15 protein-coding genes are annotated in these 21,236 nt (G+C 67.5%); 4 read left to right on the forward strand and 11 right to left on the reverse strand.

Translation table 11 applies throughout. The annotated features are described in order from the left end of the window. Positions 1-13: 13 nt before the first annotated feature. From BCEP18194_RS25280 to osmF, 6 genes are all read right to left on the reverse strand, one after another. On the reverse strand, positions 14-412 hold the full coding sequence (locus tag BCEP18194_RS25280; RefSeq protein WP_011354103.1) for a lysozyme inhibitor LprI family protein: 399 nt from the start codon (positions 410-412) through the stop codon (positions 14-16). Positions 413-433: 21 nt separating this feature from the next. Next, positions 434-1,108: a lytic transglycosylase domain-containing protein gene (locus BCEP18194_RS25285; protein WP_041493187.1), complete on the reverse strand. Its 675-nt coding sequence runs from the start codon at positions 1,106-1,108 to the stop codon at positions 434-436. Positions 1,109-1,360: 252 nt separating this feature from the next. Next, positions 1,361-2,128, reverse strand: a complete 768-nt coding sequence (locus BCEP18194_RS25290) for an ABC transporter permease (protein WP_011354105.1) — start codon at positions 2,126-2,128, stop codon at positions 1,361-1,363. Beyond that, entirely contained in the window at positions 2,125-3,063 is a 939-nt protein-coding gene (locus tag BCEP18194_RS25295; protein ID WP_011354106.1) for an ABC transporter ATP-binding protein, read from the reverse strand. Before BCEP18194_RS25295 ends, BCEP18194_RS25290 begins: the two co-directional genes overlap by 4 nt. Then, positions 3,060-4,238, reverse strand: a complete 1,179-nt coding sequence (locus BCEP18194_RS25300; protein ID WP_011354107.1) for an ABC transporter permease — start codon at positions 4,236-4,238, stop codon at positions 3,060-3,062. The genes BCEP18194_RS25295 and BCEP18194_RS25300 overlap by 4 nt, the downstream gene beginning before the upstream one ends. After that, the gene (gene osmF / locus BCEP18194_RS25305) at positions 4,235-5,158 is read right to left on the reverse strand and encodes a glycine betaine ABC transporter substrate-binding protein OsmF (RefSeq protein WP_011354108.1); all 924 of its coding nucleotides are present in this window, start codon (positions 5,156-5,158) and stop codon (positions 4,235-4,237) included. Before osmF ends, BCEP18194_RS25300 begins: the two co-directional genes overlap by 4 nt. Before the next feature lie 167 nt (positions 5,159-5,325). Here osmF and BCEP18194_RS25310 point away from each other — a divergent pair, with 167 nt between their 5' ends. Further along, a complete protein-coding gene (locus BCEP18194_RS25310; RefSeq protein WP_011354109.1) occupies positions 5,326-6,255 on the forward strand; it encodes a 2-hydroxyacid dehydrogenase in 930 nt (309 codons plus the stop codon). A gap of 96 nt (positions 6,256-6,351) precedes the next feature. Here BCEP18194_RS25310 and BCEP18194_RS25315 read toward each other — a convergent pair whose 3' ends face one another. The 3 genes from BCEP18194_RS25315 to BCEP18194_RS25325 form a co-directional block, all read right to left on the reverse strand. Then, positions 6,352-7,359, reverse strand: coding sequence for a zinc-binding dehydrogenase (locus BCEP18194_RS25315; RefSeq protein WP_041493188.1), 1,008 nt, complete (start codon positions 7,357-7,359; stop codon positions 6,352-6,354). Between the two features lie 76 nt (positions 7,360-7,435). Continuing rightward, positions 7,436-7,876 (reverse strand): DoxX family protein, encoded by a 441-nt coding sequence (locus tag BCEP18194_RS25320; RefSeq protein ID WP_011354111.1) that lies wholly within the window; start codon positions 7,874-7,876, stop codon positions 7,436-7,438. 74 nt (positions 7,877-7,950) lie between these two features. Next, positions 7,951-9,072 (reverse strand): alkene reductase, encoded by a 1,122-nt coding sequence (locus BCEP18194_RS25325; RefSeq protein WP_011354112.1) that lies wholly within the window; start codon positions 9,070-9,072, stop codon positions 7,951-7,953. Between the two features lie 142 nt (positions 9,073-9,214). Here BCEP18194_RS25325 and BCEP18194_RS25330 point away from each other — a divergent pair, with 142 nt between their 5' ends. Next, positions 9,215-10,123, forward strand: a complete 909-nt coding sequence (locus BCEP18194_RS25330) for a LysR family transcriptional regulator (RefSeq protein ID WP_011354113.1) — start codon at positions 9,215-9,217, stop codon at positions 10,121-10,123. A 136-nt stretch (positions 10,124-10,259) separates the two neighbouring features. Here BCEP18194_RS25330 and BCEP18194_RS25335 read toward each other — a convergent pair whose 3' ends face one another. Continuing rightward, positions 10,260-12,215, reverse strand: a complete 1,956-nt coding sequence (locus BCEP18194_RS25335; RefSeq protein ID WP_011354114.1) for a Xaa-Pro dipeptidyl-peptidase — start codon at positions 12,213-12,215, stop codon at positions 10,260-10,262. A 592-nt stretch (positions 12,216-12,807) separates the two neighbouring features. On the opposite strand from BCEP18194_RS25335, the gene BCEP18194_RS25340 reads away from it, so the two are divergent. Then, on the forward strand, positions 12,808-13,620 hold the full coding sequence (locus tag BCEP18194_RS25340) for a hypothetical protein (protein WP_011354115.1): 813 nt from the start codon (positions 12,808-12,810) through the stop codon (positions 13,618-13,620). Between the two features lie 39 nt (positions 13,621-13,659). Here the strand turns inward: BCEP18194_RS25340 and BCEP18194_RS25345 are convergent, their stop codons facing one another. Continuing rightward, positions 13,660-14,928 carry a lipoprotein-releasing ABC transporter permease subunit gene (locus tag BCEP18194_RS25345; RefSeq protein ID WP_081436653.1) on the reverse strand — a complete coding sequence of 423 codons (1,269 nt, stop codon included), beginning with the start codon at positions 14,926-14,928 and terminating at the stop codon, positions 13,660-13,662. A gap of 284 nt (positions 14,929-15,212) precedes the next feature. Between BCEP18194_RS25345 and BCEP18194_RS25350 the strand changes: the two genes are divergently transcribed. Next, positions 15,213-21,221 carry an MG2 domain-containing protein gene (locus BCEP18194_RS25350; RefSeq protein WP_011354117.1) on the forward strand — a complete coding sequence of 2,003 codons (6,009 nt, stop codon included), beginning with the start codon at positions 15,213-15,215 and terminating at the stop codon, positions 21,219-21,221. The last annotated feature ends 15 nt before the right edge of the window (positions 21,222-21,236 follow it).

Raw genomic sequence — 21,236 nt, forward strand, 5'->3', positions numbered from 1 at the left:
ATCCGTTCGTCGTTCAGTTCTGCGCCGGTTGCGGCGCGTCCAGCTGCGCTTCCCATTTCTTCAGGATGCGCACACGTGCCTGGCTGAAATCGACCCAGCAGCTCATCCGCGCGTCTTCCGGGATCATCTGCTGCGGATTGGCGGCTTTCACGTAGTCGCAGGTGTCGTCGGCGAAGCGGGTCCAGCTTGCCTGCGACTTCGCGAGCGCGCTGGCGGCATCGGGGTTGCGCTGCTTGAGCTTGTGCTCGAGCGACCGGTACGCGCGCTCGACGGCCTGGTTGTTCTGATCGAGTATGCAGATCCACACGTTGCTCATCGTCGGGCCGTGTTGCTCGCAATCGACGGCGGCAAACGTGGTGGTGTGGCCGATCGCCAGCGCGGCGACGGCAAGGAAGCGGGGGGCGTGGCGCATGCGCGTCGAACGAAACCGGGATCAGTTGTTGCGGGCCGCCGTCGGGCTCGTCTTGTCGCTGACCGGCACCATGCGGCCGTTCGTATCGTTCGAGGGGTTCGCGGGTTTCGCGTCGTCGTCCGGTTCGAGCACGAAGCGGAACGAATCGACGCGCTGCATCACCTTCGCCGCATACGCGCTCGAACCGCCGCTGTAGCTCCTCAGTCCGGCCCGCACGTCGCCACCGGCCGCCCTCACGTAGCCCGACAGGATCGCCGACCCGACTTCGACGTTCGCATTCGGTTCGGTCAGGTCCTTCACGTTGCGCACCAGGCCGCGGTGCGCGGCCGGCACGACCTGCATCAGCCCGGTCGCGCCATGCTGGCCGCGTGCCTTTTCCTGGAAGCGCGATTCGATCGAAATAATGGCGTAAACGAGGGCCGGAGGCAGCGAATATTTCGTCGCAGTGACGCTCACGATATCGGCAAGCTTCGCGGCCCGCTCCTTCGCGACACCGAATTTCTTCGTCAGGTAGGACGTGATGCGGCGGTTTGCTTCGTTCGGCTGATCGTTGGTGTCGGCGAGCGGCGCGGATGCGACGGACGGCGCCGATGCGGCCGCTTCGGGCGCGGACGCAGGCAGTGCGGACGCCTGCTGCGCCGATGCCTGTTGCGCGATACCGAGCGAAAGCACGATCAGCCAGAGAAACCGTCGCATGGTGGAGTGAGGGAATTGGAAGGCGCCTAGTATATCGGCCAATCGCGGCGGGTGGTCGAGTGCCGGTTCGAATGAAAGCGGCATGTAGGCTTGTGTCGACTCGCGTCGGGCGGCGAGCCGATCGTTGCGCGGACACGCATCGGAGTCCGGATGAACGTCGCCGGGTGTTGCGTTTCGGTCGTTTTTACATGCAACCGTACGCGACAGGATGCGGCCCTACGAGCACTACGCCCACTACGCCCACTACGCCCACTACGCGCGCCGTGCGGCCGCCACCCGTGCAATCGCGCCGATCGCATCGCTGACGAGCACCGCGAGCAGCCCGACGATCACGCCGCCCTGCAGCACGAACGCGGTGTTCGACGTCTGCAGGCCCGCGATGATCACGTCGCCGAGCCCGCGCGCGGCGACCGTCGAGCCGATCGTCGCGGTGCCGAGATTGATCACGACCGCGAGCCGCACCCCGTTGACGATCACCGGAAACGCGAGCGGCAGCTCGACCGACACCAGTTGCTGCCAGCCGCTCATCCCCATCCCGCGTGCGGCATCGACGACGTCGCGCGGCACGTCCTCGAGCCCGGCGATTGTGCTTTCGAACACGGGCAGGAGACCGTACAACACGAGCGCGATCAGCACGGGCTTCAAGCCGAAGCCGACGGCCGGCACCGCGAGCGCGAGCACCGCGACGGGCGGGAAGGTCTGGCCGATGTCGACGACGCTGCGCGCGACCGGCAGGAAATCCGCACCCCATGGCCGCGTGACCGCGATGCCGGCCGCGACCGCAACGATCGTGCCGATCACGCTCGACAACGCGACCGTGCCGAGATGCGCAAGCGTGAGGTCGAGCAGGCTCGCACGATCGTAGATGACCGGTGCGCCGTTGTCCGCGAACGGCGCGAACAAGCCTTGCAGCCATGCGGGGCGCAATAGCAACACGAGCAGCAGCGCGAGCGCCGCCGCGCGCGCGACAGCCGCAAGAAGCGTCAATCGCTTGGGCTGCACGCTGCTGCGCGTCGTCATGCGGGCTTCCTTGCGTGCGCGCGGATCGCGTCGAGCGTGATGCGACGCGTGTTGTGGCCGTCGCCGGCTTCGACCGGCAGCACATCGACACCGCGCCACAGCAGCTCGGACACGGCATCGCGCAGCGTGCGCGTCGCGGCAATCGGTTCGCCGTCGGCATGACCGGGTTCGGCCACTGCGTCGATCGGCGTCAGCGCGAGCAGGCGCAGCGGCCGGTCGACGCCTGCGACGAGCTGCTCGACGACGCCGGCCGCCGGCTTGCCGAGAATCTCGGCAGGCGTTGCGACCTGCAGCAGCCGGCCGCCGTCCATCACCGCGATCGTGTCGCCGAGCTTCAGCGCTTCCTCGATATCGTGCGTGACGATCACGACGGTGATGCCGAGGCGGCGCTGCAGCGCGAACAGGTCGTCCTGCGCCTTGTTGCGGATGATCGGATCGAGCGCGCCGAACGGCTCGTCCATCAGCAGCATCGCGGGCTCGGCCGCGAGCGCGCGCGCAACGCCGACGCGTTGTTGCTGGCCGCCCGACAGTTCGTGCGGCAGCTTGTCCGCGAACTCGGCCGGCGCGAGATGAAACAGGTCGAGCAATTCGTTCACGCGCGCATCGATGCGATCGGCCGGCCAGCCGAGCAGGCGCGGCACGGTCGCGATGTTGCGCGCGACGCTCCAGTGCGGAAACAGCCCGTGCCCCTGGATCGCATAGCCGATGCCGCGACGCAGCTGTTCGGGCGCAACGGTGGCCGTATCGACGCCGTCGATGCGGATCGTGCCGCTGGTCGGCGCGATCAGCCGGTTGATCATGCGCAGCAGCGTCGACTTGCCGCTGCCGGATGCGCCGACGAGCGCGGTGATCGTGCCGCGTTTCATCGTCAGAGAGACGTCGTCGACGGCGACGATATCGCCGAAGCGTTTGCCCGCACGTTCGATCTCGATCATCCTGCACGTCCCTTCGCGAGCGTGGTCGCGGCTTCGAATATGACGGCCGCCACCAGCGCGAGCGCGATCGTCGGGATCGCGCCGAGCAGCACGAGATCGGCGGCCGATTGCCCGATCCCCTGGAAGATGAAGGTGCCGAAGCCGCCGCCGCCGATCAGCGCGGCGACCGCGGTCAGCCCGATGTTCTGCACGAGCACGATGCGCACGCCGCTCAGGATCACCGGCAGCGCGAGCACGAGATCGACGCGCAGCAGCCGCTGCGCGCGCGTCATGCCCATCGCGCGCGCCGCTTCAGTGACGTGCGGCGGCACCTGGCCGAGCCCGACCACGACGCTCGACGCGATCGGCAGCAACGAATACAGGAACAGCGCGAGCACGGCAGGAGCCACGCCGATGCCGCGGATGCCGAGCGCGGCCGCGAGCGGCACGTGTGCGGCGAGCAAGCCGAGCGGCGCCATCATCAGCCCATACATCGCGATGCTGGGGATCGTCTGCACGATATTGAGCACGGGCATCGCGACGGTACGCACCGCTGCGATGCGCGCACAGGCGATGCCGAGCGGCACGCCCGCGATGAGCGCGGCGGCCACCGAGCCGCCTGCGAGCGACACGTGCCGGATCGCCTCGATCCAGAAGTCGTCGCTGCGCACCGCGTATTCGCGCATCACGGAGAGACCGTCCCACCAGCCGCTCGCGAGCGGCACCGAAATCGCTGCTATCGCGACGACGAGCGCGGCGAGGCGCCGCCACGGGCCGAATGCGAGCCGTGCGAGCGCGTCCGCGACGAGCACGGCCCACGCGAACAGCAACAACCAGACGCCGGAGGAGGGCGACACGCGGGCGAGCGTGTCGTCAGGGGCAACGACGTGCGTCGCGGCCGCGCCGACCGCGTACGCGAGCGTGGCGAGCCACGCGCAGCCGGCCACGAGCCGCCAGGCGGGGCGGTTTGCCGTCATCGCCCATAGCGCGCCGACGATCCACAGCGCGGCGAGCACGGCGCCCTGCAGGGCCGGCAGCGCGGCGAACACCGACAGGTCGGTGCCGGCCGCGATGCGGTTCGGCCGCAGTACCGCGAACGGCAGGCCGAGCACGGCGACGATCGTCAGTACCCCGATCAGGATGCCGACCTTGTCCGCCGTGATGCGTCGCGCGGACGCTGCCGCGCGACCCGTCATTTAACGAAGCCCTTCGATTTCAGGTAGCTTTTCGCGACGCCGGCGGCCGGTTCGCCGTTGATCTGGATGCGCGCGTTCAGCGTCTGCAGCGTCTTCAGGTCGAGGCTCGCGAACACGGGCTTCAGGTAGTCCGCGATTTGCGGGTGCGCTTTCAGCACGGCTTCGCGGATCACCGGCGCGGGCGCGTAGACGGGCTGTACGTGCTTGTCGTCGTCGAGCACCGCGAGGCCGCTCGATGCGATCCCGCCGTCGGTGCCGTAGACCATCGCGGCATTCACGCCGTCGGTCTGGTTCGCGGCGGCCTTGATGGTTGCGGCCGTGTCGCCGCCGGACAGCACGACGAGCTGGTCGGGCTTCAGCTTGAAGCCGTATGCTTTCTCGAACGACGGCAGCGCGGACGCACTGTTCACGAATTCGGCCGACGCCGCGAGCTTCACCTTGCCGCCGCCCGCGACCCACTTGCCGAAATCGGAGAAGGTCTTCAGGTGCTGCGACTGCGCGACGGGCGCGAGCACGGCGACGCCCCACGTGTTGTTCGCGGGCGCCGGGGTGAGCCAGACGAGATGGTTCGCCGCGAAGTCGAGTTGCTTCGCGGTGTCGTAGCCCTGGCTTGCGTTCTTCCACAGCGGGTCGTCGGCCTTGTTGAAGAAGAACGCGGCGTTGCCCGTGTATTCGGGGTAGATGTCGATCTCGCCGCTCGTGAGCGCCTTGCGCACGATCGGCGTGGTGCCGAGCGCGATCTTCTCGGTGACGGCAATGCCGTGCGCCTTCAGCACCTGCGAGATGAGGTTGCCGAGCAGGTTGCCTTCGGTGTCGATCTTCGACGACACCACGACGGGCGTGTCGGCATGCGCGCCGGGCGCGACGATGGCGGCGGCGAACGCGAGGCCCAGGATCCGGGCGGGCAGGGCGAGCTTCATACGGGCCATTCTCCAGGACGGGGGCGTACGCCGAAAGTTACTTGACTGAGCCGGCTTTGGCAAACCAGGTGAGGCGGCGTGTCCACAGCCCGTGTGGGGATAACCCGCATCCGTGTTGCAGGCTTGTTACACTGAAATCCGTTCCCGCCTTGCCGACACTTCCTGACATGAAGCCCGAGTTGCTGGTTCTGATCGCATTGCGCGGCGACGCGCATCGCGATATCTCCACGTCGTTCGACGTGCGCTACGCCCCGACATCCGAAGCACGCGAACGTGCGATCGCCGAACACGGCGGTACGATACGCGCGGTGCTGACCAACGGCAGCACGGGGCTCACCGCGGCCGAGATCGACCGTCTTACGCAACTCACGTTCATCAGCGCGCTCGGCGCCGGCTACGAGAACATCGACGTCACGCATGCCAAGGCGCGCGGCATTACCGTGGTCACGGGCGCCGGCACCAACGACGATTGCGTCGCCGATCACGCGTTCGCGCTGCTGCTCGCGGCCGTGCGCAACGTCGTGCAGCTCGATGCGAAAACCCGCGCGGGCGTGTGGCGCGACGGACTGGCGATGCCGCCTAACGTGTCGGGCAAGAAGCTCGGCATCGTCGGGCTCGGCAAGATCGGCGAGAAGTGCGCGCGCCGCGCGGCCGGCTTCGACATCGAGATCGGTTATCACAACCGTTCGGTGAAGGATGTCCCCTACCGCTATTTCGATCGTGTCGATGCACTCGCGAAGTGGGCCGATTTCCTGATCGTCGCGACACCGGGCGGCGCGGGCACGCGGCACCTGATCGATCGCGCGGTGCTCGATGCACTCGGCCCCGGCGGGTTTGTCGTCAACGTGTCACGCGGCAGTGTTGTCGATACCGCTGCTTTGGCGGAGGCGTTGCACGAAGGGCGCATCGCGGGCGCGGGGCTCGACGTGTATGAAGGCGAACCGGAGCCGCCGCGCGCGCTGACGGATCTCGGCAATGTCGTGCTGACGCCGCACATGGGCGGCTGGTCGCCCGAGGCGCTCGATCGGTCGGTGCAGCAGTTCATCGACAACGCCGTGCGGCACTTCGCGGGGCAGCCGGTGCTCACGCCGGTGTGAACAGCGTCCGGACAACGATTCGCCGCCAACCGTTTCGTCCGTGATCGATACCCGCGTGCGACGAGTCCCGTGACTGTCGCAGGCGGACAAGAAGTGCTATCGATCGATATGCAGCACGAGCTTGCCGGTCGTCCCGCCCGACTCGAGCGTCGCATGCGCGTCGGCGATCGCGTCGAACGCATAGCTGCCTCCGATCAACGGCTTCAGCGCACCGGTGGCCAGCAGACCGAACAGCTCGCCGAGCGTTTGCCGCACGACGTGATCGGCGAGGAACGCATGCAAAGAGAAACCGGACAGGGAGCGGCAGCCGAAGATGAGCGCGTTCATCAGGCTTTCATCGACCGTAAGCATGTGGCCGCTTGCCGCGCCATAGCCGACGAAACGACCGTGCGGCGCAAGGCTGGACACGAGCGTGCGGGCCACGGTACCACCGATCGAATCGAAGACGACGTCGGGGCCCGTGCCGCCGGTTGCAGCGCCCAGTCGATCGACCCACGCCTCGTCGCGATAGCTGACGGCCTGATCGGCACCGAGTGCCCGCACCGTCGATAGCTTCTCCATGGAACCGGCCAGGCCGACGATCGTCCGTGCGCCGTCGAGTCTCGCCAGCTGGATGAGCATCGAACCGACGCCCCCGGCTGCCGCGGTGATGGCGACGGATCTTGCGGCCACCGGCGTCTCGCGCAGCAGCACGCGGGCGACCAGGCCCTGCAGCATGACGGCCACGGCGTCGTCGTCCGACACCGCGTCGGGAATCGCGACGATCAGCGGCGCGCGTACCGTCACGTATTCGGCATAGCCGCCGGTTCCGCTCGTGGCGCCGAACAGCGCCGCGGCCACGCGCTCGCCGATCCGGAAGCCCTGTACGTTTGTGCCGACGGCTTCGACGGTGCCGACCGTTTCCGATCCCAATATCGCCGGCAAAGTCGGTGCCGGCCCCGGATAGAGACCGGCGCGTTGCAGCGTTTCCGCGAAGTTCAGTCCGACACGCGTCACGCGCACGAGGACTTCGTCGGGAGCCGGTGTCGGGCGCTCGATCACGACCGGACGGAGTACGGAGGGATCGCCGAAACGATCGATCTGAATGGCATTCATGGTGTTCACGGGAAAGTCTCGCCGGATGCGGGGGCGTTGCCCCCGGGGTGTGTGAGGTGTCGGGCAGGGCGCGGCGTCGGCCGGATCAATCCGGCAGGGACGCCCGATCGTCGCGATCGAACGAGGCGCGCCCCGCGCCGTTCAGCACGAGCGCGAGCAGGCCGCCCGTCATCGACAGGTTCATCATGAAGAAGGTCTGTTGCGTCTGGTCGCCGCCGCCATGGAAGATCACCGCGGCGATGACCGAAAAGATCGCGAGACCGAGCGCGGCCAGTCGCGTCATGTAGCCGGCGATCAACGCGAGGCCGCCGGCGACCTCGACGAATATCACGAGCGGCAGCAGTGTGCCCGGTACACCCATGTGGGCCATGTATTGCTGGGTGCCTGCGTAGTTGAAGATCTTGCTGATGCCCGCGCCGACGTAGACGCCGGCGATGAGGATGCGCACCAGGACGGACAGGATGGCGTTGACGGCGGGCGTCCGCGCAGCGGTTCGGTACAGTGCGTGGTTGAGCGATCGAATCATGGCGACTCCTTATTCGAGGGGGGGCGGATCGGCGATCCGGTGCTGGGTTCAGCGGTTCGGGTTCAGGGGCGCGCTCATGCGCGGAACGGCGGGTAGTCGGTATAGCCGGCTTCGCCGCCGCCGTAGGCCATGGACATGTCCGCATGCGCGAGCGGCCGGTCGTGCCGGAGGCGTTCAGCGAAATCCGGGTTCGCGATGAACGGGTAGCCGAACGACACGAGATCGGCATGGCCATCGGAAAGCGCCGTTTCCGCACGTGTTTTCGTGTATCCGTTGTTCGCGATGTAATGCCCGGCGAAGGCGTGACGCAGCGCGTCGTAGTCGAATGCGGGCGCCGCGTCCGGCGCGACCTGAGGGATGCCTTCGACGACATGGAGATAGACCGCGAGGCCGCTCAGCCGGTCGGCGAATCGTTCGAACAGCGCTTGCGGATCGCTATCCGCAATTCCGCCGAAATGCGGCGTGACAGGTGAGATACGGATACCTAATCGATCGGGGCCTGAAACGAGACTGACTGCGCGCGCGACCTCGAGTGGCAGTCGGAGCCGGTTGTCGATCGTGCCGCCGTAGTCGTCGGTCCGTCGATTCGTGCCGTCACGCAGGAACTGGTCGAGCAGATAGCCGTTGCCGGCATGAATCTCCACGCCGTCGAACCCGGCCTGAAATGCGGCACGAGTTGCCAGCACATATTGGCCGACGATGGCAGGCAATTCGGCGGTTTCGAGTGCGCGCGGTACCGGGTAGGGCTGCGGGCCGGTCGGCGTATAGGCGTCGCCGTCGGGCCGGATCGGTGACGGCGCGACCGGCAGTGCGCCGTCCGGCTGCAGGTCCGGGTGACCGATGCGGCCGACATGGGCCAGTTGCACGAAAATGCGGCCGCCTTCACGGTGCACCGCGTCGGTCACCTGTTTCCAGCCCGCGATCTGCGCATCGCTGTAGATGCCTGGCGTGAACGGATAGCCTTTGCCCGGTGGCGAGATCTGCGTTCCCTCGGTGACGATCAGGCCGGCCGAGGCCCGTTGTGCGTAGTAGGTCGCGTTCATCGGGCCGGGGGCGTCGCCGGCACCGGCACGGCTGCGCGTCATCGGCGCCATCACGATGCGATTCCTGAGCGTGATGCGCCCGAGTTCGATCGGATCGAACAGTGTCGGACGCGCAGGCGCCCGGGGCGGCGAGAGAAAGCTGTCGGTAGTCATGGTTCCATGTTCCTGTGACATTGACGGGGGACTGTCGACGCGAGGGGGCGCGATCGACATGGCGTGACAGGAATGTAGGGGATCGTTTCGATCAAAACAATTGGCTAAAATGGATCGTTAAAATCAATTTTCTGGATAGATCGTGGATCGCAGCCCCAATCTGGATCAGCTTCGTGCGTTCGTCGCCGTCGTCGAGGCAGGCAGCTTTTCGGGGGCGGCGCGACAGCTCGGCAGGGCGCAATCGGTGGTGAGTTATGCGGTCGCCAGCCTTGAAGCGCAGTTGGGCATGCCGTTGTTCGAACGTGGCAGACGTCGTCCGCAACTGACGGCGGCAGGCGAGGTCGTGCTCGCCGATGCACGTCGGCTCGACATGCTGATGGGGCAGTTGCAGGCGAAGACGGCCGGTTTGCGGGGCGGCGTGGAAGCCGAACTGTCGCTGGCCGTCGACGTGATGTTTCCGTTGCCGAAGCTGGTCGAAGGCATGCAGGCGTTTGCCGAGGCGTTCCCGACAGTCGCGCTCAACCTGGCGATCGAGGCGCTCGGCGGCGTCCTGAAGCTGGTGTTCGACGGCGGGTGTGTGCTCGGCATCAGTGGCCCGATCCCGAACTGGCCGGATGCGATCGACGCGACATCGATGGGGGCGCTCGAGTTGCTGACCGTTGCGGCGCCCATGCATCCGCTCGCGCTGCGCGACGCGCCCATACCGCTTTCTGAGGCGCGCGAGCATACGCAGATCGTGCTTACCGACCGAAGCAAGGTCACCGACGGGCAGTCATTCGGAATCTATGCGACTCGCACCTGGAAGGTGGCCGACCTCGGCGCGAAGCATCGATTGCTGCTCGCGGGGCTTGGCTGGGGATCGATGCCCATGCATCTGATCGAGGACGATCTGCAGTCGGGCCGTCTCGTGCCGGTGCAACTGGCCGACCGACGCACGTTTCGCTACGGGCTGTCGCTGATCCGGCGTGCGGATCGCGCGAGCGGTCCGGCTGCACAGTGGCTAATCGATTATTGGAGTCGCCAGGGCGATCCGAACGGGCGACGGGCCTGACCGATGTCCAGCGGCGACCGGTCGGGCAGGTCGCCCGGCCAGCCTTGCAACCCGCAACGATTGAAGGCTGGCCGGACGTTCGGCTGTGTCGGCTACGCGGGCCGGCTGACGTGCGTTCCGCGCGCCGCACGCCTGCTCAGGACGAAGCCAGCGGCACCGTCACCGACGTGCCGGCCGGATCGAGCGTCAGGCCCGTGCCCGGCGTCGGCCGCAGCGTGGCCTCGTTGTCGCTGGACAGCACGACGAGCCCCAGCCGGTGGCCGGCTTCCAGCTTGTAGTCACGCGGCATGAACGTCAGCTTCAGGTCGTACGGCATCCCGGGCAGCACGGGCTCCGAGCGCCACTCGGACCACCGGTTGCGCGGGTCGGTCCACGCGCGCGTGACGATCGTCGCCGTGCCGTCCGGCGCGCGATCGACCAGCAGGGCGGTCACGTTGGCCACCGCCGTGAAGGTCAGCCTGACGCGTGCGGTCGCTGAACCGGACAGGCGTGTCGCGGCCGTGAGCGGTGCGGTCTCGAACCGGCTGCGGTTCTCGCCGGTCGGCGCGTTCGCCAGCGTGAGCGCAGTAATGCGCGCATCGTCGGTGAAGCGGGCGAGCGGGCCGCCGGTCGGCAACCGCAGCAGCGTGCCGGTGCCCGCGCCGTCGCCGCCCGCGAAGTACGTGACCGGCGTGGCGTGACGTGCGGCCCAGTCCGCTTCCTTCAGCAGCGTGCCGTCCGCCTGCTCGATCACCGCGCGCGGATCGCGTTCGACGCCGTTGTCGAAACCGATCAGGTAGCGCGTAAACCAGCGGTTCACTTCCGCGGTCCACGCATCGGCCATCGCCGGCACGCGGGTCGGGTCGGTGTGCTTCAGGCGATGCAGCCACAGCTGCGTCGGCACGCCCTGGCGTCGCATCGCGAGATGCCACAGCGTCGACTGGTCGACCCGCACGTTGTCGTCGGTCAGCCCCTGCGCGACGAGCGCCGGTGCGACCGCGTACGCGGTAGGAATGTCGCGCGCGGCCCAGAACGGCGAATAGTCGCCGGTCTTGCGGTCTTCCTGCTGCAGCGCCTCGTCGATCAGGTGCGTGCAGCGCTCCGGATGCGCGTTCGTCAGCAGCGCCTTGATGTACACGTCGACGTCTTCGCCCTGATAGCCTTCCGGCGCGCGCACGAGCCCGCCCGAACGGTAGTAGCCGTACATGTTCGTCAGCCCGGCCACCGGCACGATCGCGTCGAGCCCGCGCGTGCGCAGGCTCGCGACCATCTTCGGCAGCGTGCCGTCGTACGACACGCCGTACATGCCGACGTGGCCCGTCGACCAGTTCGCGACGACCGTCTTGCCGTTCGCGTCCTTCGCGGTCGCGTCGCGGCCGAGCCAGCGGATCACCGATGCCATCGCGACCGATTCGTCGCGCGTGAGGATCGTCGGGCAGCCGTCCGAGCCGGCGGTGCCGAGCGAATCCGCGTAGACGATCGTGAAGCCGCGCGGGATGAAGTAGCTCTCGATCCACGAGCGTCCGGCGGCGGCCGCTTCGACCTGCTGCAGCATCCGCACCTGCGGCGCGGCGGCCATGATGCGCGCGGAGGCGCCGGTCGCTGTCGAGGCCGCAGTCGCGGCCGGATGCGGCGTGCCGTCGAGTTCGACGTCGACGTTGTGGTCGGGGCTGTCGGCGAGGCCCGCGTAGTACGGGCTCGCGAGCACGATGACGGGCGTGCGGGCGCCGTTCGCGGTTTCGGTCGGGCGCACGATGCGCACGTGGATGCGGTCGCGCGTGCCGTCGCCGTCGGAATCGACCGGCGTGTCGACCCACGCGTTCTCCTCGATCGTGCCGCCCGACAGCGACGGCTGCACCTGGCCGTTCGTGATCACGGGCCGGTAGCGGCCGCTGCTCGCCGGATTGGCGTAGGGCACGCCGGACGGCGAAATGCGTGATGCGAGCGACTGCTTGTCGGCCGCCGATGCGGCGGCCCCCTCCTGTTGGCCCTGAGCGAGCGCGGAGACGCCCGCCACGCTGCCGCCGTCGTCGCCGCCGCACGCGGCGAGCGTCGCGGCTGCAACGAGCGCGGGAAGCCACGCGCGACGCAATCCGGTTCGATGAATGTCCATTGTCGACCTCTTCTTTTGATTGTCTGGAACCGGACGGCCCGCGATATGCCCCCTGCGGCCCGGCCGGGTGCTGCATCGGATGAAACGGAACTGCACCTGCGAAAGCGCCGGGCACGATGCCCGGGTGTCACGGCCGGTGTCGATGCACGTCACGCATCGCGCCACCCGGCGAGCGTCGGGGCGACTGCATCGCCCCGAATGAAAAGCGTCAGTGCGGCGGCTGATTCGGGCCGCGCGGTCGATACGAGGCACGCGGCACGAAATGAATGCAGGAGTGCGAATCAAATGCGGGCATGCCCGATCTTCCTTCAGGTTTCAGACGAAACGGAACGGCACGATGCGATGAGGCGGGGATGGAGCGAACGGCGGTGCTGCAACGGCAGGAAAGCGCGACGTGAGTCGGCGGGGCTGGCCGGATTGCTTTCCGGAAGCTTGCGCAAAACTTATCTCAGTGAAATCTCGGTGTCAAACTTTTTTAGTTTGAGTCAAACAAAGTTTTGAAGCCCGCCGGACGATCGACCTGCGATCGGTCTAAATTTCCGTGAAATCTGTCCGTAAACGGTAAAAAACACGTTGAAAGGAGAGAGAGGGCATGACGATTTCTGTCACGGCAGCGAGCGGCCTTTCGCTCGCGCAGATGGCGCAGGAAGCGGCGCTCGACGGGCGCCAGCAGACGGACGCGGCGTCCGGGCAACCGCAGGACACGCCGATTACCATCCGGGCGCTGGACCTGGACGCGATGCAGGCGGCGCGCATGAAGCAGATGTCGATGCTGGGCGACCTGTCGACGAAGCTGCGCGACGTCACCAGCCAGCTCGCGACGAGCTTGCACGAGATCATCGCGAAGCGTCCGGACCTGGCCGACGCGCAGTTCGACTTCAAGACCGACGACGGCCGGATCCAGGTCGTGTCGAAGACGATGACGGAAAGCGATCGCGCGTGGGTGGAGTCGACGCTGAACGCGAACGCGGGCCTCGTGCTCGCGACGCGCGCGTTTCACCAGCAGGCCGTCGACTTCGCCGGGCAGGGCGCGGCGGCCGTGGGCGAGACGTTTACGGACGACGATCGCAAGGTGGCCAGCCAGCGCGCCGACGCCGACTTCCTTTTCATGAAAGAGATGAATGCGTCCGTCGCGCGCAACCAGAAGTTCGAAGAGGTCGGCGGGCATTTCACCACGCAGGACGGCACGCCGCTGAAGTTCGACCCGTCGGCCGGCAGCGCGCGCGGCACGCTCGCGCTGCTGGATACCGACCGTCAGTTGTCGTCGGGCGCGGCGATCTTCGTCGACGATTCGGGGCAGAAGACCTACGGCCGACGCGCGGGCCTGATCGACGTCGGCTTCGGGGCCGCGTTCGAGGACATCCTGAACGGCCGCAACAGCATCGGTTTCCACGAGATCGCCTGACGACGCGCCTCGCAGAGCCCGGCGCCGGACGCCGCGCGCCTATTCGTCGCGCAGCGCCTCGGCCGGCCGTACCCGTGCGGCGCGCCAGCTCGGGTAGAGCGTCGCGACGCACGACATCAGGAACGCGGCCGCGGCGATCTCGATCACGTCGGTCGCCGCGAGCTTCGACGGCAGCGAGCTGAGGAAGTACACGGACGGCGTCAGGAAGCGGATGCCGAGCAACTGCTCGATCGCCGGCAGCACCCACGGGATGCTCACCGCGATCGCGCAGCCGAGCGCGACGCCCGCCAGCGTGCCGGCGAGGCCGATCGTCATCCCCTGGATCGCGAAGATCTTCATGATCGACCCGGGCGGCGCGCCGAGCGTGCGCAGGATCGCGATATCGCCCTGCTTCTGCGTGACGGTCATCACGAGCGACGACACGAGGTTGAACGCGGCGACCGCGACGATCAGCATCAGGATCAGCGACAGCATGCGCTTTTGCAGCCGCTCGGCTTCGAACCACGTGCGGTTCTGTCGCGTCCAGTCGCGGATATAGAGGTCGCCCGACAGCGTGCGCGACAGTTCCAGGGCGACGTCCGGCGCGCGCTGCAGATCGTCGAGGCGCAGCCGGATGCCGGTCGGCGCGCGTACGTTGAACAGCGTCTGCGCGTCGCGGAGGTGGATGTAGGCGAGCGCGCTGTCGTACTGGTAGTGGCCCGACTCGAACGTGCCGACCACGTTGAACTGCCGGAACTGCGGCAGCGCGTCGCCGATGCGCGCGCGGTTGCCGGGCGCGAAGAAGGTGATGCGGTCGCCGATCTTCACGTGCAGCGCGTCGGCCAGCGCCGAACCGAGCACGATGCCCATCTCGCCCGGCACGAGCGCGTCGAGCCGCCCGGTTTTCAGCTTGCGCGCGATCTCGGACACCCGCGGCTCCAGCACGGGATCGATGCCGCGCAGCGCGACGCCCGTCACGCTGCCCGCATTCGTCAGCAGCGCCTGCGCGTCGACATAGGGCGCGACGGCGCGCACCGCCGGATTCTGCAGCGATTCGTGCGCGGTGAGCCGCCAGTCGGGCATCGCGCCGGTCGGCGAGAAGATTTCCACGTGCGCGAGCACCGACAGCATCCGGTCGCGCACTTCGGTCCGGAATCCGTTCATCACCGACAAGACGACGATCAGCGCGGCGACGCCGAGCGCGATGCCGGCCATCGCGGCGCCGGCAATGAACGACACGAAGCCGTCGCCGGCCGAGCGCCGGCCGCCGCGCGCATAGCGCAGCCCGATCTGCCATTCGAACGGGAGTTTCAAGCGGTTTCCTTTCATTTTGATTCGAATCATGCCGAGCCGCGCATTCTAACGAACCCGGCGTGACCGCGCGCAGCGGTCGGCCGGCGAGCCGAAATCCGCCCGACCGGCCGGTTATCCGGCAGCGTTGCGCGGCGGCACACCGATATTTCCATCGTTTCGGGTCTGATCGATAATGGCGCCCAGCATCCGGTCGAACATACCAAGCAATTACGGCGCAACCGGGCCGCGCCGTCACAGACCCATAACAATTCGGGGAAGGTTGCCGCACCAGGCAGCATGTCCTTGACAAGGAAATAACAATGGATTTGCTGCGCTTCCTGTTGCTCCTGCCGATTCGCGTGGCGGGCTTCGTCTGGTGGCTCCTCGGCTGCGCGCTGCGGCCGCTGGTCGGCGACGTGTCGTGGACGGCGCCCGCATGGATGGGCATCACCGTCGCGGCCGTGCGCCGCCGGCCGTGGCATGCCGGCGGCCTGGTGCTGCTCGCGGCCGCGCTCGGCTACGGAGTGTACTGGTTCAAGCACCGCCCGAAGCCGCCCGAGCCCGAGACCGTCAGCTTCACCGTGAAGGCGCCGGCGATCACCACCTATGAGGTGGACGACTCCGACAAGCCGAAGATCACCGTGCATCCGCTCGAAGTCGTGTTCGCGCAATCGGCGGCGCCGATCGAACAGGTCGGCAAGCCGGCCGGCGACGGCATCGAGATGACGCCCGCGCTGAAAGGCGCATGGGAGTGGGCCGACGACAAGACGCTGCGCTTCACGCCGGCGGCCGACTGGCCGGTCGGCGCACACGTCGAGGTGCGTTTCGCGGTGCACCGGGTGTTCGCGCCGCAGGTGACGATGCATGACGACCGCTTCGCCTTCGACCTGCCCGCGTTCGCCGCGACGTTCGGCAACAATGAGTTCTACCAGAACCCCGACAATCCGGCGGAGAAGCAGGCGCTGCTGCAGTTGCGCTTCAACTACCCGGTCGATCCGGCCGAATTCGAGAAGCGCATCGGCCTCGTGCTGGTCGGCCGCGACGGCAAGAATTCGACGCCGCTGCGCTACACGGTCAACTACGACAAGATGAAGACGAGCGCGTGGGTCTACTCGCAGCCGCTCGAGATTCCGCGCGATCCGCTGGTGGCCCGGCTCGACGTCGACAAGGGCGTGAAGAGTTCGCGCGGCGGCAACGGCACGCCGGACGTGCTGCATGCGTCGGTCAACGTGCCGGGGCTCTACAGCCTGTCGATCGCCAACATCGCGCCGACGCTCGTCGACAACGAGCGCTACGAGCCCGAGCAGGTACTCGTCGCGGAAGCGTCGGACGGCGTGCGCAGCGCCGACCTGGCCGCGCGCGCCAAGGCGTGGGTGCTGCCGAAGCGCAAGCCGGGCGTCGATCAGTCGGATGACGATCCGCCGTACGAATGGAACGTGGCCGACATCAGCGATGCGGTGCTGAAGCAGTCGAAGCCGCTGCCGCTCGACGCGGTGCCGACCGAGAACGACTACGCGACGCTGCAAAGCTTCAAGTACCACGCGACACCGGGCGATCGCATCGTCGTGCGTTTCGCGGGCGACCTGAAATCGGCGGGCGGCTACCTGCTCGCCGAGCCGGTGACGACCGCCTTCACGGTGCCCGACTATCCGAAGCTGCTGCGCTTCATGGCCGACGGTTCGCTGCTGTCGATGAGCGGCAGCAAGCGGCTGTCGGTCGTGTCGCGCAACCTGCCGGGGATGAAGGTCGAGATCGGCCGCGTGCTGCCCGACCAGCTCCAGCATCTGGTGAGCTTCAACAACGGCACGTACGCGCGGCCCGAGCTGTCGTATTCGTTCAGCGAGGATCACATCGTCGAGCGCTTCGTGCAGACGCGCGCGTTCCCGGCCGGCGACCCCGGCAAGGCGCATTACGAAGGCATCGATCTCGGCCAGTACCTGAAAGGCGGCAAGCGCGGCGTGTTCCTGCTGCACCTGACGAAGTACGACCCGGCGGCCGAGAAAAAGAAGGCCGACGATGCGAAGGATAGCGATGCATCGTCCGGCGACGGCAGCCAGGATCAGTCCGACAACGCCGATTCGAGCGACAGCAACGGCAACAGCAATGGCGACGACAGCGACAACGCGCTCGGCGACACGCGCCTGATCGTCGTGACCGATCTCGGGATGCTGGTCAAGAAAGCGCTCGACGGCAGCCAGGACGTGTTCGTCCAGTCGATCCGCAATGGCCGCCCGGTTGCGGGCGCAACCGTGTCGGTGCTCGCGGTGAACGGCCAGGCGCTGTTCACGCAGACCACCAGCGCCGACGGCATCGTGCATTTCCCCGCGTTCAAGGGACTCGACCGCGAGAAGCGGCCGCAACTGTATGTCGTGAAGAAGGACACCGACCTGTCGTTCCTGCCGGTGGCCGGCCGCGATCGCCAGCTCGATTTCTCGCGTTTCGACGTCGACGGCGAGCGCAATGCGACGGGCCAGGGGCAACTATCCGCGTACCTGTTTTCGGACCGCGGCCTGTATCGCCCCGGTGATCCGTTCCACATCGGCCTGATCGTGCGCGCGGCGAGCTGGGCGCGCAGCCCGGCCGGCGTGCCGCTGCAGGCGGAGATCGTCGACCCGCGCGGGATCACCGTCGAACGCAAGCCGGTGACGGTCGACGCGACCGGCTTCACCGAGCTCGGCTATACGACGGCCGAAACGGCGCCGACCGGCACGTGGACGGTCAACCTGTACATCGTCAAGGACGGCCAGCCGGGCGCCGAGCCGATCGGCAGCACGACGGTGCAGGTGAAGGAGTTCCTGCCCGACCGGATGAAGGTCGACGCGAAGCTGTCGCAGCAGGTCGTCGAAGGGTGGGTGAAGCCGAAGGGGCTGAAGGGCATCGTCGATGCGCAGAACCTGTTCGGCACGCCGGCGGAGAAGCGCCGCGTCGCGGCGACGCTGACGCTGCGCCCGGTGTGGCCGTCGTTCCGCAGCTGGCAGGGCTATCACTTCTTCGATGCACGCCGCGCGAAGGAGGGCTACACGACGACGCTGCAGGACGGCACGACCGACGACAAGGGCCATGCCGAGTTCGATCTCGATCTCGACAAGTACGCGGACGCGACCTACCAGCTCTACTTCCAGGCGAAGGCCTATGAAGCGGAAGGCGGGCGCAACGTCGCCGCGAACGCGCAGACGCTCGTGTCGAACAACGACTGGCTCGTCGGCTACAAGTCGGTCGACGATCTCGGCTACGTGAAGCGCGGCAGCCCGCGCACGGTGCGGCTCGTCGCGATCGATCCGAACGCGAAGGCGATCGACGTGAAGGGCCTGCGCGCACAGCTCGTCGAGGAACGCTACGTGTCGGTGCTGACCAAGCAGGATTCCGGCGCGTACAAATACGATTCGCGGCTGAAGGAGGTGCCGGTCGACGAGAAGCCGCTGGCGATTCCGGCGGCCGGGCTCGACTTCACGCTGCGTACCGACAAGCCGGGCAGCTATGCGCTCGTGATCCGCAACGCGGACGGCGCCGCGGTGAACCGGATCGAGTATTCGGTCACGGGCGACGCGAACGTCACGCGCTCGCTCGACCGCAACGCGGAGCTGCAGGTGACGCTCGCGAAGCACGACTACAAGCCGGGCGAGCAGGTCGAGATCGCGATCCGCGCACCTTATGCGGGCAGCGGCCTGATCACGATCGAGCGCGACAAGGTGTATGCGCACGCGTGGTTCCATGCGGATACGACGAGCTCGATCCAGCACATCACCGTGCCGGCCGGCTTCGAGGGCAATGGCTACATCAACGTGCAGTACATCCGCGATCCGTCGTCCGATGAAATCTTCATGAGCCCGCTGAGCTACGGCGTCGTGCCGTTTTCGGTGAACCTCGACGCGCGCCGCAATGCGGTATCGGTCGATGCGCCGGCGCTCGTGAAGCCCGGCGACACGGTGAATTTCACCGTGCATTCGGCGAAGCCCGCGAAGGTCGTCGTGTTCGCGGTCGACGAGGGCATCCTGCAGGTTGCGCGCTACAAGCTCGGCGATCCGTTGAAGTTCTTCTTCCGCAAGCGGATGCTCGAAGTCGGCACGTCGCAGATCCTCGACCTGATCCTGCCGGACTTCGAGAAGCTGATGGCGATGGCCGCGCCAGGCGGCGACGCCGACGATGCGATCGGCCGCCAGCTGAACCCGTTCAAGCGCAAGCGCGACAAGCCGGTCGTCTACTGGTCGGGGATCGTCGACGTGAACGGCGACACGCGCCTGAGCTACACCGTGCCCGACTATTTCAACGGCAAGCTGCGCGTGATGGCCGTGTCGGTATCGCCGGACCTGGTCGGCACGTTCGAAGGCGCGACGACGGTGCGCGGCGATTTCGTGCTGTCGCCGAACGTGCCGACGACGCTCGCGCCGGGAGACGAAGCCGACGTCAGCGTCGGTGTCGCGAACAACCTGACGGGTGTCGGCAACCAGCCGGTGCCGGTTGCGGTCACGCTGAAGACGGGCCCGCAGTTGCAGGTGATCGGGCCGGCCACGCAGAACGTCGCGCTCGCGCCGCAGCACGAGGGTGTCGCCATGTTCCGCGTGAAGGCGACCGATACGCTCGGCTCGGGTTCGCTGTCGTTCGGCGCGCGCTATGGCGCGAAAGGGGCGCAGCAGCGGGTCGACGTGTCGGTGCGGCCGGCCGCCGCGTTCCGCACGCAGCTCGACATCGCGCGGCTCGATCCGGGCAAGAAGGCAAGCGTGCCGAACCTGCGGTCGATGTACGACGCGTATGCGTCACGCGATGCGAGCATCTCGACCGCGCCGCTCGTGCTGTCCGAAGGGTTGTCGTCGTATCTCGTCAACTTCGAGCACTACTGCAGCGAGCAGATGGTGAGCGCGTCGGTGCCGCGCGTGTTCGCGGCGAAGTGGCTGTCGGTGCGCGCGCTGACGAGCGCGATGCATGCGACCGACGCCGGCGCCGACGCGACGAACGCGGCGGCGATCACGCAGTTCCTCGGCGTGCTGCGCAGCCGGCAGAACGCGCAGGGCGGGTTCGGGCTGTGGAGCGCGACGCCGGATGCCGATCCGTTCGTGTCCGCGTACGCGATGCACGTGCTGCTCGACGCGCGCGAGCGCGGCATCGCGGTGCCGAAGGACATGCTCGACGCGGGGAACCAGTATCTGCAGAAGCTTGCAGCGAACGACTCGCTCGGCTCGCTCGACCTGCTGCGGCAGCGCGCGTACGCGGTGTATCTGCTGACGCGCCAGGGCAACGTGACGACCAACAGCCTCGCGGCCGTGCAGAAGCGGCTGCAGGATGCGTATCCGAACGACTGGAAGAACGATCTCGCAGCCGCGTGGCTTGCCGCGTCGTACCAACTGCTGAAGCAGGACAAGGAGGCCGCGGCGTTGATCGCGGGCCCGCAGGCGCTGCTCGAGCGCAAGCGTGCATCCGACGGCGGCTACGTGACGGGCTACTACATCGATCCGCTGACGCGCGACGCGAGCGTGCTGTACCTGATCGCGAAGCACTTCCCGGAGCGCGTGCGCAAGCTGTCGCCGCGCGCGATGGACAACCTCGCCGCGCCGCTCGTCGACAACCGATACAACACGCTGTCGTCGGCGATGACGATCCTCGCGCTCGATGCGTATGCGGCGTCGAGCGCGGGCCAGCTCGACCAGCTCGCGATCGACGAGGTGCGCGCGGGCGCCGCGGCGAAGGACGTATCGTCGATCCAGGCGAACCTCGTGCGCTCGGGCACGTGGTCGGCCGGTGCGTCGCGCGTCGATTTCGTGAACGGCAGCACGTTGCCCGCATGGTGGATCACGAGCCAGTCGGGCTACGACCGCGGCACGTCGACGAAGGCGATCAAGAACGGGCTGGAGATCGTGCGTGACTACACCGACACGGACGGCAAGCCGCTCGACAAGATCACGGTCGGCCAGGAGATCGACGTGCACCTGAAGATCCGGGCGACGGGCTCGGCGAGCGTCGGCAACATCGCGATCGTCGACCTGTTGCCGGGCGGCTTCGATCCGGTGATCGCGCCGCCGCCCGTCACCGACGCGCAGGATGGCGACAGCAATGGCGACGACGCCGCGTCGGCGCCGGTCGCCGATGCACCGTGGCGTTCGCCGATCGGCGTGAAGGGTTCCACGTGGCAGCCGCAGTTCGCGGACGTGCGCGAGGATCGTGTGGTGATCTACGGCACCGCGACGACCGACGTGCGCGAGTTCGTCTACCGGATCAAGGCGAGCAACGCGGGCCGCTTCATCGCGCCGCCGGCATACGGCGAGTCGATGTACGACCGCCGCTTGCAGGCCCAGGCGCCCGGCGGGTCGACACTGACGGTGGAGCGCGTGCGATGACGATGAGGCTGCAAC

The sequence above is a fragment of the Burkholderia lata genome, from assembly GCF_000012945.1.
GTDB classification, from domain to species: domain Bacteria; phylum Pseudomonadota; class Gammaproteobacteria; order Burkholderiales; family Burkholderiaceae; genus Burkholderia; species Burkholderia lata.

Bases quoted from the DNA above. Each gene is read 5' to 3' on its own strand.
- BCEP18194_RS25335 (WP_011354114.1), bottom strand. From the start codon at position 12,215: ATGGACATTCATCGAACCGGATTGCGTCGCGCGTGGCTTCCCGCGCTC.
- BCEP18194_RS25340 (WP_011354115.1), top strand. From the start codon at position 12,808: ATGACGATTTCTGTCACGGCAGCGAGCGGCCTTTCGCTCGCGCAGATG.
- BCEP18194_RS25325 (WP_011354112.1), bottom strand. From the start codon at position 9,072: ATGACTACCGACAGCTTTCTCTCGCCGCCCCGGGCGCCTGCGCGTCCG.
- BCEP18194_RS25345 (WP_081436653.1), bottom strand. From the start codon at position 14,928: ATGAAAGGAAACCGCTTGAAACTCCCGTTCGAATGGCAGATCGGGCTG.
- BCEP18194_RS25285 (WP_041493187.1), bottom strand. From the start codon at position 1,108: ATGCGACGGTTTCTCTGGCTGATCGTGCTTTCGCTCGGTATCGCGCAA.
- BCEP18194_RS25290 (WP_011354105.1), bottom strand. From the start codon at position 2,128: ATGACGACGCGCAGCAGCGTGCAGCCCAAGCGATTGACGCTTCTTGCG.
- BCEP18194_RS25300 (WP_011354107.1), bottom strand. From the start codon at position 4,238: ATGACGGGTCGCGCGGCAGCGTCCGCGCGACGCATCACGGCGGACAAG.
- BCEP18194_RS25350 (WP_011354117.1), top strand. From the start codon at position 15,213: ATGGATTTGCTGCGCTTCCTGTTGCTCCTGCCGATTCGCGTGGCGGGC.
- BCEP18194_RS25310 (WP_011354109.1), top strand. From the start codon at position 5,326: ATGAAGCCCGAGTTGCTGGTTCTGATCGCATTGCGCGGCGACGCGCAT.
- BCEP18194_RS25295 (WP_011354106.1), bottom strand. From the start codon at position 3,063: ATGATCGAGATCGAACGTGCGGGCAAACGCTTCGGCGATATCGTCGCC.
- osmF (WP_011354108.1), bottom strand. From the start codon at position 5,158: ATGAAGCTCGCCCTGCCCGCCCGGATCCTGGGCCTCGCGTTCGCCGCC.
- BCEP18194_RS25280 (WP_011354103.1), bottom strand. From the start codon at position 412: ATGCGCCACGCCCCCCGCTTCCTTGCCGTCGCCGCGCTGGCGATCGGC.
- BCEP18194_RS25320 (WP_011354111.1), bottom strand. From the start codon at position 7,876: ATGATTCGATCGCTCAACCACGCACTGTACCGAACCGCTGCGCGGACG.